This is a genomic window from Mesorhizobium sp. Arg314 (genome assembly GCF_053714275.1).
In genome coordinates, this window is record NZ_JBSKBP010000087.1 from 1 (window position 1) to 10,046 (window position 10,046).

The following is a 10,046-nucleotide window of genomic DNA, read 5'->3' on the forward strand; positions in this document are numbered from 1 at the left end:
CGCGTCAACGCTTTGCTGCTGCTTGCCGAGGGAGACGGTGATGGGTTTGCTTGTTCGCATGATTGAGCCTCTCGTTCGTTCTCGTATAGCATGCATTAATTACACTGTCATACACTTTCCCGAAAGTGCTACCCGGTTGGTGTCCTGGGCCGAATCGCGTTGTCGGTGCGGGATGACCTTTCCTCATGGCCAGGAGCGCGGTTGCTTCACAGCTGCCTTGGCCTTCATAGCCTTTCCCCCGTTGCGTGGTCGATCTGGGTTCGCGGTCGATCGGCTGGCGAGCGGTCACTCATTGCTTTCCCGCTGATGGGCTGCCCGGAGTGAATGACTGGTTCGTTATGGCCGGCGCTGCCGGCTTGTCCGGTTCCTGCCCGCTCCTTCGCTGCGCTCCCGAGTTGGGGACAAGCCAGCTATAGGCGCCGACCTCCTTTGGAACCGTCCTCCGGGACAGAAACCATCAACCAAAGGAAAACACCATGAAAGACAATCGCTACACCAAGCCGAAGAAAACCGAGGCGAACGCCCCGACCTACCACGCCTACACGGTGCGGGAAGCCAAGGTTGAAGGCCAGAAAGGCTTCTGGACGCGCATCGGCGCCTTCTTCGCCCACGAAGACGGTGAAGGCGGCACCCTCCTCCTCGAGGCGCTGCCGATCGATGGCCGCATCGTCCTTCGCACCCCGAAATCCGACGAGTAGGAGGCGGCCATGCAGCTCTTAACCAGAGACCTGCGGGAACAGCTGCTGGCGAATGGTCGCCAGCAGCAGCCTCTCCGCGGCACGACCGGCGAGATCGATTTCGTCCCCGTCGTCAAACTGTTCACGCCGGACGCCGGCGCGACCTGGCTCCTGACCGAGATTGATCCGGAGGACCCCGACATCGCCGTTGGCCTTTGTGACCTCGGGCTAGGCTGTCCGGAGATCGGCAGCGTCAGTCTCGCGGAGCTCGGCTCTGTCCGCGGCCGCCTCGGGTTGCCGGTCGAGCGTGACAGGCAATTCCAACCGAACAAGACGCTTTCGGAATATGCCGACGAAGCGCGCCGCCATGGGCGCATCAAGACCTGATCCGCGACGCGAGTGCCCGGCTCCGGCCGGGCATTCGTTTAACTGCGATCAGACACCAGAAGCGCGGGGTGCATGCATTGCGCCTCAGTCACTTCTGAAGGCTTTGTTGAAGCATCAGAAATTGAAGATCTTGCAACAGCTTGTCCTTGGCGTCCGGATCCACGGCAGGCGGTGCTGGAGTGGGCTCTTTCTCGTGCTGCCCAGGCAAGAGCTTGGTCGCTCGTTTTGGAGATGGTGGGGGCTGGTGTCGGTTTCGGGGCGAACACAATGCTTATTTTGTTCACGTCCTTCCAGGATCCCTTCCAGCCCAGTCCAAGATTGGCTGCAGCGCTATTGAATGGGATCTTCACGATCCTGACGCTCGCTTCCGCAGATTGCAGAAGCGTGAATCCGAGCACGTACGATACCGACTCGGGTTTCGTTTTCGTTTCGGCGTAGGCGTCTTGCAGTTGGGCAAGCCACACCCCGATACCCAAGTCCCCCACAAGCTTGGAATTGTGCTTTCGCCGATCGCCTACCTCATCGGCTTTGCAGTCTATCGGGTCCTTTGCGCCGAGCGCGACGGTGAACTTGTATCCAACTTGGCGATCAGCCGTGCCAGTGACGTTGGTTGCAAGTGCCAAGGTGGCAGTCTGAGGAACGTACGGGATGTCATTCCCGGCCCCGCCGTTTCCGTTGGACTCCGCGACAACGTTAAGTGTCAACTCAATCGCCGCATTCCATTCAGGGCCTTCCGTAAGAAATGTGGCGGGACCTCTGTTGATCGCTTTGATCCCGTCTCTTCCATCCTTGAGATCGCATCTGATGTTTTCGACAATCGCGGTTGCCGACAGGCCCGCGAACGCCGTTGTCACATCACAATCGATTCATTGATCACAGGACTTGCTCAAGACCTATACCTATGTGCTGAGCCGCATCGACTCTGCCGTCCGCCGACGCGCAACGAGAAAACAAAGTGTACTGCTGCTTGGAGGATCCGGGTTCGTCGGCAGCGCTGGTGCCTGCATTGCGTGACCTAGGTTGCAGCCTGCTCCATCGTGGATTCCGGCACATTGCCGGAGTGCAGCAGATCACCAAGGGCAGGTTTGATATGGCGGCTGTGAAATCCGTCGGCGCGAAGTTCGATGTCGTGATCGACACAAGCTGCTACAATGCTGGGGCAACGCGAATTTGTCTACTGTCGGCAACCAGCAAAGAAAGCCTGGAGTGCATTCGCATTGCTTAGCGGCTGACCCACTCTCCCACGATCAAGCCCGCTGCCGGGGGGTTGGCAGCGGGCCGATATGAAAACAGCGCGAGGGGGGGTGGCGCTGCCTCCAATGCCGACATCGTTTCTGGGAGGAGTTGATGGTCGACAGCCCGAACATAGGGATCGCACAGCATATTGCAATGCGCGAAATCTGCGTGTGCGGAAGCGTTGCCCCGGATCGCCCTTAGGCGCCCATATGTCGATGACAATTTCTCGTCGAAAAGGCGTTTTTTCACTCAGAACGACCTTGGCCAGCCCAACCCCCCAAAAGCGCCCTGCGTGGCTGCCCTTTCCACAACAACGCGCGAACGCGTGCGGTGCCAAATGCGCGACCGCTACTCCGAAGCCTGGGCCGATGGTTCACCGGGCTTGTTTGGGAAGGCCTCACTGCTTCCCGATCATTTCGACGCTTGGCTGCACCTTGCATCGGGTCACGAAGGCCACACCTGGGGTGCGACGCGCAGCCATTACAAATGAAACCATTTTCGGATTGCCGTCGGTAATCGGATCCCGATATCACACACCCGCGGTTCGGCCCGCTCTGTCGCATCTCGGGTGGGGCCCCTGGCGCGGATTGAGCAGGCCGGGCCGCACCTACGTGCTCGCGGCACGATCCTTAATCGAGAGTTCCGTCACGAAAGACGACGCGCCCGGGCAAAAGCCGACCGTTCTGCTCCGCCGCGAGCTTTTCCACGAGCTGAGCCCGCGAACAATGAGCTGGAATTTTGAATTCCAGCCGCATTCTATTTGAGCTTGGGCCTCGCGTTGATCGAAGCGCCAGAATGCAGTTCTCCATCGACGCAGCATGACCTGGCGAGGCAGAGTCAGATCCTATGAGAGAGGTGGATAGCGACGGCACTGTGGGAAAGTGAGTCGGTGAAATATCTCACTTTGCGGGCCGAACATGCCCGTCGCAGCTCGTCAACCTGAAGCGCCGACCGCTATCCGCACCGAAAGGCTGGGAATAAGAACCACGTCTTCCGTCTCGGGACGGAAGGAACTTTGCGACGGGACTGCTCAGGCGACGCAATGGTGTTTGAACCATCACCACGCTGTCGAGGGCGCGACAAAGGCTGTCCAGCTCAAGGGTGCTCTCAAGAAGCTTTCCGTTCGGCATGAATTGTGCGTGGACGTCGGCAAAGCCGGCATGTCTGATTACCTACGGAAAGGAACCGCCCGTGTACAAATCCGCCCTTCTGGTTCTCAGTATGATAGCTCAGCTGGGATCGGCAATAGCGTCCGCAGGGGAGAGCGGTTCAGGCACTGCGCATCCGGCACTTGCGCCGGCCGATTTCGAGCGCGCTCTCACCGTCAATGACCGCTACGCCAAGCTTACCGTGAACATCCCTAAAGAGACCTTCTGGCTAAGCGAGGGCCACGCCTTCGTTTATAGCCGTGTCACCCATGGCAAGCGCGAGCTCATAGGGGTCGACGCCCTAACCGGCCAGAGCCGGCCGGCTTTCGATCAGGCCCGCCTCGCCGCGGCGCTGACGGACCATACGAACTTCGAAGCAGGGAGCCTTCCCTTCAAGCGATTTGACATAACCGACAATGGCCGCAAGCTCAGTTTCAAGTCCCCCTATGGCCGGTGGAACTGCGACCTCGGAACCTATACCTGTAAAGGCCCTGAACGGTCCGCAGAAAATGCTAACGCGGGGGACTATCGGGGAGACGGTTATGATGACACGCCGGCTCCAGACAACAATCCTTTGCACGTGAGCCCGTCGCCGGACGGCAAGTGGCAGGCCTATGTCAAAAATCACAATGTCTTCGTGCACCCCAAGGACGGCTCCAAGGACATCGCGTTGAGCTGGGACGGATCGGAGGGTGACTACTATGCCATTTCGACACTGCGCTGGTCCCCCGACTCCACCGAATTGGAATAGCACTGCGATCGAACTGCCGGGGCAGGGGTGATGGTGCCAGGGTACTCTGCCCGTCCCCCGATTTGCTGCGGATCAAACAGGGTGACCCTCGCAGTCAGCGGCCGTTTCACAAGCCGGCCATCGGCGCGGTAGCACCAGCCAAAGCTGAGCTCGCAGGGCAGAACTAAGCGCACCCATCGGGCTGCGCGACCCCGACCAGCTTACACCCAATTGGCGCCATTTCGCGCATCAAGGTTCGTCGCAATGATATGCGTCGCCTGCTCATAGCGACCGAGGGAAAAGTGTTCGCCCTCGCGTCGATCGAAAATCTCGTTACCCAGACCCGGATAAGGGACTACGTGACGACGCCCATAACCTGATCAAGCCTTCCGCCCCGACAGGGGGCGGCCCCGATGATGAGGGCATCGCGTTGAAAGTACGCTAAACAACGCGAATGGAGAACAATGCGGGATTTTGGCTCAAGCTGGACGGCTGACGCCCAATCTTATCATCTCCCGATAGATTGTTGAGCGTCCGAGCCCAAGTCGCCGTGTGACTTCGGCTTAGTGGTGTTTTTTCCTCGACCATAGCCGCCCCAACCTTTTTGAGGTCGAGCGGCTATCGCCAAGGCCGCTCGCCCTTGGCCCGAGCTGCTGCGACGCCGTCTTTGGTACGCTCGCAGATCAGGCGCCGCTCGAAATGAGCGATTGCGCCGAATACATGGAATACGAGTTCGCCGGCGGCTGAGGAGGTGTCTAGCGGGCTGTTGAAGAAGGATCACGTTTGGCCTTGAGGATAGCCTCCTCGCCGTTGTGATAGGTGAAGGTGATGTCGATTGAGCCGTCGAAGCCAGCCCATGTGAAGAAGACCATTGAGTGCCCGTACCCGAGATCGAGGCCGGCTTGCAGGCCGCCAAAGGCGATTTAGCGAGGGCAGATGCGGGCTGTAATGGGACTAGGGTGCGTCATTCAATTGCATTACATTGAGTGCAGTAGGAGGTGGTCATGGTGGCAAACGCGCTCGTTCAGACACGGATCGGTGCCGGTGTTCGGGACCGAGCATCCGCCGTTTTGGAAAACATGGGCCTGACGGTTTCGGACGCGGTCCGGATTATGCTCACCCGCACCGCGAATGAACGTGCGCTGCCCCTCGAACTGGTGACCAACAGCGAGGCACACGATGCCTGGTTCCGAGCCAAGGTAAGCGAGGCGTTGGACGATACCCGGCCCGACCTCCCTAACACGATCAGGTTGAAGCCCATTTCGCCGAGCGACGCGCCGCTGCCCGGCGCAGGACCGGCGACCTGAGATCGAGAAGCTCGCCTGGTCGGCCTTCGCGCTTTCGGATCGCGACGGCATTTTCACGCATATCGAGGCCAACAATCCTGCGGCCGCCATCGCAATCAACGAGCGGATCGTGGCCGTGACCCGCCGTCTTCGCGACTTTCCCGAGAGCGGCAGGCCGGGCCGCGTATCAGGAACCCGCGAACTCGTCATTTGGTCGTCCGGCCACTGTTGTGCGCCATGCAGTACCCGGAGGATTCGGATCGTTTCACCGACTACACGATAGGTGGCAATATAAGGCGTGCCGGCAATTGACCGACATGCTTACATCGACCTTCACCAGGCCGCCGGAAAGTCTGCTCAAGGAAGCCTGGCGCGCGTTACCTATGCCGTCGACGAAATCTACGCCCACTGCAAGCCGATGCGCTTTAACCCAGGGCACCCGCAAACCGAGCACAATGACGCATCAGCATGAATATCATGCCTATGCTGGTGACTGCAGCAGATCCCACGGCCCCGCAAACGCGACGAGACCGTCAATACAAATAGCCGTGGGGCGTTCGTGCCGGATACGATTGATGTCGTTGGCAGACCGGACGTCCCCAATCCCCACGCGTGGCGGAGCCGTCATACGGGTGACACCCTTGTCACCAATTACCACGAGTTCCGTCAGGGCTGGGTTACTGCGCCTAACTGCACCGTGCTCATCGTGGCCACTGCCGGAGGTGTTAGATCGCCGGCATGGGTGTCTTGGCACTGTGTCTTAAAAGTCTTTAGGGGACGCCAAGAGCCAATGGCAGCAACGAACCGCTGACATGCCCGGACTAGACCGTTTACTGTGGCGCATTTTGGAGTAGGTCGATTGTCGGATCGGGACCCAAAAGGTCGGCAAGTTGACAATGTTGACGGTCAGAGTCGCGCAAAATCAGAAATTTCAAGTAGGTACGCCGCTTGCTTGTTCACGGTATCGCCAGCAATCTCTTGCGAGAGCAAGACGGGTATTTTGGCAACATTGAGAAGGCGCGAGATTAGCTATGCCGCAAGCCGACGTAGAGCGATTTATCAACGATTTAGGAAAAAAAGGTAATCTGCTGGAAAACGTAAAATCCAGTGCTACAGGTCTTGCCTCAATTGTAGCGATCGCAAAGAGCCGAGACTACAAGATCACGCTTGACGAGGTCAAAAGCTACCTTCGATTGAGGACGCGACAGAAATCGACTGGTAAGAAGCTCAACGAGCTTGCGGGCCGCAAGCATGGCTCGAGCATGGCGGGCTCGACCGGCCTTGTACAGACCACTGCGTTGGCTGGTTCCGTCACAGACGCACCCCCGATCCCTCTGCAAGTCGCTGAAGCAATTCCTGTCGCCGCGGTCGTTCTAGTGATTGTAATTGTTATTGTGGTCGCGACCTGACGCAATTTCAGCGCTGACGCATTCGCTTGGACGAGCCGGTGCGAAGAGAACCGAAGGCAAACCTCGTCGAGGATGAGATCATGCCATCAGGCTTACAAGATGAGGCTTCAAGGGCTCACCTGCACCTTCAACGAGAACGCCGGAGAGAGATTTTTGACCAGCGTACGCCCAAGCAACGGCGCACGCTGTCACACGTCAAGCGGTTCATGGAGCGGCTGGCGGGTGACGTGAAGTTCCGCATGGCGCTTTCAGAGAACGTCGACGCCCCTATAGCGGTAACAGAGGGCTACGGCATCGAAGTTGACCCAATGGAGATGCTGCCGCTCTGGCACCGTGACTACCTCAAATACCGCTTCAAGCCGGAGTCTGCCCCGTGGCCGTTGGCCATGATGTGGGACCAGTATATGCGCGAGATGTTGCGCCACCGCGACCTCCTGCGCGACGAAGGCGAAATGTCGATGATCAACCCTCGCTTTCATGCCTGGCGCGAGCGCCAAATCCAGCGATGCAATGACGAATTGGGCGGATCGGCACAGTCGGTCTCGCACCCCATCATCGCTTTCGAGCTGAGCGAAGGCTGCACCGTTGGTTGCTGGTTCTGTGGCCTCTCGGCCGAGCGCTTCAAAGGCTATTTCGACTATAACAAAGAGCATGCACAGCTTTGGCGTGGCGTGGTTGGTGTCGCGAGCGAGATGTTTGGGTCGGCAGCCCGCACCGGCTTTTGTTACTGGGCCACGGATCCGATGGACAACCCACACTACGATCACTTTCTGTTCGACTACTATCAGATCACGGGCGCATTGCCGCAAACAACGACGGCCGCCCCGCTCAAGGATGAGGCACTCACTAGGCGCGTACTCGGCCTTTTCAACCGCTATGGCACCACGCCGAGTCGTTTCTCCGTGCTGAGCACGGCACATCTCAATCAGATTCATACGGCGTTTTCGCCTGAGGAGCTGATGGGCGTCGAACTCATCCCGCAGGGTAAAGGGGCGCCGACCGCGAAGGCTCTGACCGGGCGCGCGCGTGCGCGGAAGGAGAAGCTCAGGGGCGCCAACAAAGACGATGCAATCGCCTTGCCGGAAAGCGATCACACGACGATCGCCTGTGTTTCCGGCTTCCTCGTAAATATGCGGCAGGGACGTTTACAATTGGTGACACCGGTACCGGGTGGCGAACGCTGGCCTCTCGGATACCGCATTGTGGGTCAACGTTTCTTCAGGACGCCTGACGAGTTCCAAGAGGCGCTGCAGAGCATGACGGATCAGCACATGCTCGAGAGCCCAGCTCCCGACCTGCCGGTCCGCTTCCGCAGAGACCTACAATACAAAGCAGGGGACGGGTACTTCGATCTCCGCTCACGCTACAAGGAACACCGGGTGCTCGACGACGTCGTTCCGAAATCCGTTGGCCATCTGATCGCATGCGGCAACTTCACAGCCTCGGAGCTGATTATGCGACTCACGACAGACGGGACGAGCGTACTTGCAGTCGCCGACCTGCTCGATCAGTTATACGCGGCCGGGTTGATCGAAGAGGACCTCGATGACCGCGGCGATTGGCAGCGCAGCGACGGGACGAGCCGCATAAAAGGGGTGTGACAAGCGGACTGCTGCCACGTGTGCTCAAGACCAGCGAAGCTTCGATCATGCAGCACATCGAGTGTTTCTTCCCATTCGCTCGATGCGTTCCCCGCTGAAGGTTCTGACCTCACGTTGGCCGGGCCCCAGCGGTCCTTGCGCTGACGGAGCGGCAGGACCCCAACCGAACCACGATCAAACTTTAACTCGACCCGTCAGATGATCTGCGCGTGCGCGATCCATCCCCTATCATCACCGGCGGCTGCGAACCGCCGGTGATGAAACCACAGTGCCCGATATCCGGGAAAAATCGTAAGACAAGCGCGTCGCCTGAATCCATTTCGACGCGAAGCGCTTTTAAGGCGGTCAAACAGAATAACAAAAAGCGCTGACCGCAAGGCCAGCGCTTTTGCCTGGGCTGGAAGACCTCAGTTGGCGACGCAGAAATGCTGCTCGCCGTCATTGCCGGTGAAGGTGCCGGTAAGGTGCCGGTGCGCGAGTTGAAGGTGCGGTAACGGTCCAGGCAATATTCGTACCAGCCACGGGTCCACGGCTCGGCGTTGCGGTCGGCATAGACGATGCTTGCGCGGCTGCGCATATTAGCGGCGAACCGGTGCCGGGTGCACCCGTACGTCGCTATCATAGTAATCGCCATCGTAGTAATCGCGCAGCGGCAGCCGGTTATTGGCCAACGCGCCAACGATCAGCGCGCCGGCGGCTGCTGGAAGACCCGCGCACGCCGGAATCCGTTCGCATGGGGCTGTTGCAAATATATGCACGGCTGGATCCCGTCAGGCTGCTGAGGGACATGAGATCGGCACAACAGCGTCTTGTCGCCATCGCCGATCAATCGCCCCCACCGGCGCCTGTGACCGAGCCCGCGCTCGATCGGTTCCTCTCAGGATTGCGAACTGCGTGGAAGGAGGGCGAAATCCGCCCCACCGCGAAGCTGAAACCAAAGCAAAAAATTGAATCCAAATGGCTGCCTTTTGCGCTATCTACCCTCATCTACCTGGGTATTGTGATTTTATAGGTGTTACTCCGGAAGGGACCGTTCTAACAGGAGCAGGGCATTTTGGCCGCGGAGACGGTCTAATCAAAGGCGAAGCCCGGGGTCCTGCTCTGTCACGGCTTGGCTCGCCAAGTAGGATCAGCACTTCCCGCCGCTATCGCGCAGGTTCTTTCTTGTGCACCTCACATTTGTTCGTCACCGCTTCGCTGATGGCGCAATCAATCCAGGCAGCAACATGAAATGACAACCTTCGATCTTCGCCGTCGGTTTGCCGCCGAAGCCTTGGGCACGGGCCTTCTGGTCGCAACGGTCGTCGGCTCCGGCATCATGGCCGAGATGCTGACGCATGATGTGGGGCTGGCGCTGCTCGGCAACACGCTGGCGACCGGCGCCATGCTGGTGGTGTTGATCACCATCCTCGCACCGATCTCCGGCGCGCATTTCAATCCGGCCGTCTCGCTGGTGTTCTGCTTGAACCGAAGGCTGCTGGTCCGGGATTTCCCGGTCTATCTGGTGGCGCAGGTCGTCGGCGGCATCGCCGGGACGGTCGCCGCGCATCTCATGTTCGCCCTGCCGGTTCT

The 10,046-nt window shown here is 59.1% G+C and carries 11 protein-coding genes and 1 pseudogene; 9 read left to right on the forward strand and 3 right to left on the reverse strand.

Annotated features, from left to right (window positions below):
- Window positions 1-476 precede the first annotated feature (476 nt).
- Window positions 477-698, forward strand: a complete 222-nt coding sequence (locus ACWGS9_RS33065) for a hypothetical protein (RefSeq protein ID WP_454509173.1) — start codon at window positions 477-479, stop codon at window positions 696-698.
- A gap of 9 nt (window positions 699-707) precedes the next feature.
- Window positions 708-1,064 (forward strand): DUF2958 domain-containing protein, encoded by a 357-nt coding sequence (locus tag ACWGS9_RS33070; RefSeq protein WP_454509174.1) that lies wholly within the window; start codon window positions 708-710, stop codon window positions 1,062-1,064.
- Between the two features lie 38 nt (window positions 1,065-1,102).
- On the opposite strand, the gene ACWGS9_RS33075 is transcribed toward ACWGS9_RS33070, so the two are convergent.
- Window positions 1,103-1,918 (reverse strand): hypothetical protein, encoded by an 816-nt coding sequence (locus ACWGS9_RS33075; protein ID WP_454509175.1) that lies wholly within the window; start codon window positions 1,916-1,918, stop codon window positions 1,103-1,105.
- Between the two features lie 1,573 nt (window positions 1,919-3,491).
- Between ACWGS9_RS33075 and ACWGS9_RS33080 the strand changes: the two genes are divergently transcribed.
- Window positions 3,492-4,199 carry a hypothetical protein gene (locus tag ACWGS9_RS33080; RefSeq protein WP_454509176.1) on the forward strand — a complete coding sequence of 236 codons (708 nt, stop codon included), beginning with the start codon at window positions 3,492-3,494 and terminating at the stop codon, window positions 4,197-4,199.
- A 597-nt stretch (window positions 4,200-4,796) separates the two neighbouring features.
- Here the strand turns inward: ACWGS9_RS33080 and ACWGS9_RS33085 are convergent.
- Window positions 4,797-4,886, reverse strand: coding sequence for a hypothetical protein (locus ACWGS9_RS33085; RefSeq protein ID WP_454509181.1), 90 nt, complete (start codon window positions 4,884-4,886; stop codon window positions 4,797-4,799).
- A 296-nt stretch (window positions 4,887-5,182) separates the two neighbouring features.
- Between ACWGS9_RS33085 and ACWGS9_RS33090 the strand changes: the two are divergent.
- The 4 genes and pseudogenes from ACWGS9_RS33090 to ACWGS9_RS33105 form a co-directional block, all read left to right on the forward strand.
- Window positions 5,183-5,490: pseudogene (locus ACWGS9_RS33090) on the forward strand (type II toxin-antitoxin system RelB/DinJ family antitoxin); the annotation flags it as partial.
- A complete protein-coding gene (locus ACWGS9_RS33095) occupies window positions 5,487-5,747 on the forward strand; it encodes a type II toxin-antitoxin system RelE/ParE family toxin (protein ID WP_454509182.1) in 261 nt (86 codons plus the stop codon). The pseudogene ACWGS9_RS33090 and the gene ACWGS9_RS33095, both read left to right, overlap by 4 nt.
- A gap of 748 nt (window positions 5,748-6,495) precedes the next feature.
- Window positions 6,496-6,873, forward strand: coding sequence for a Nif11 family protein (locus tag ACWGS9_RS33100; RefSeq protein WP_454509177.1), 378 nt, complete (start codon window positions 6,496-6,498; stop codon window positions 6,871-6,873).
- An 80-nt stretch (window positions 6,874-6,953) separates the two neighbouring features.
- The gene (locus ACWGS9_RS33105) at window positions 6,954-8,474 is read left to right on the forward strand and encodes a radical SAM family RiPP maturation amino acid epimerase (protein ID WP_454509183.1); all 1,521 of its coding nucleotides are present in this window, start codon (window positions 6,954-6,956) and stop codon (window positions 8,472-8,474) included.
- A gap of 181 nt (window positions 8,475-8,655) precedes the next feature.
- Here the strand turns inward: ACWGS9_RS33105 and ACWGS9_RS33110 are convergent, their stop codons facing one another.
- Window positions 8,656-9,051 (reverse strand): hypothetical protein, encoded by a 396-nt coding sequence (locus ACWGS9_RS33110; RefSeq protein ID WP_454509178.1) that lies wholly within the window; start codon window positions 9,049-9,051, stop codon window positions 8,656-8,658.
- 156 nt (window positions 9,052-9,207) lie between these two features.
- Between ACWGS9_RS33110 and ACWGS9_RS33115 the strand changes: the two genes are divergently transcribed.
- Entirely contained in the window at window positions 9,208-9,486 is a 279-nt protein-coding gene (locus tag ACWGS9_RS33115; protein WP_454509179.1) for a hypothetical protein, read from the forward strand.
- 219 nt (window positions 9,487-9,705) lie between these two features.
- Window positions 9,706-10,046, forward strand: a 341-nt coding sequence (locus ACWGS9_RS33120) for an aquaporin (RefSeq protein ID WP_454509180.1), incomplete at its 3' end; no start/stop codon positions are given.

Excerpts from the sequence above, each read along its gene's own strand:
- ACWGS9_RS33070 (WP_454509174.1), top strand. The coding sequence starts at position 708 with ATGCAGCTCTTAACCAGAGACCTGCGGGAACAGCTGCTGGCGAATGGT.
- ACWGS9_RS33065 (WP_454509173.1), top strand. The coding sequence starts at position 477 with ATGAAAGACAATCGCTACACCAAGCCGAAGAAAACCGAGGCGAACGCC.
- ACWGS9_RS33100 (WP_454509177.1), top strand. The coding sequence starts at position 6,496 with ATGCCGCAAGCCGACGTAGAGCGATTTATCAACGATTTAGGAAAAAAA.
- ACWGS9_RS33115 (WP_454509179.1), top strand. The coding sequence starts at position 9,208 with ATGGGGCTGTTGCAAATATATGCACGGCTGGATCCCGTCAGGCTGCTG.
- ACWGS9_RS33105 (WP_454509183.1), top strand. The coding sequence starts at position 6,954 with ATGCCATCAGGCTTACAAGATGAGGCTTCAAGGGCTCACCTGCACCTT.
- ACWGS9_RS33110 (WP_454509178.1), bottom strand. The coding sequence starts at position 9,051 with ATGCGCAGCCGCGCAAGCATCGTCTATGCCGACCGCAACGCCGAGCCG.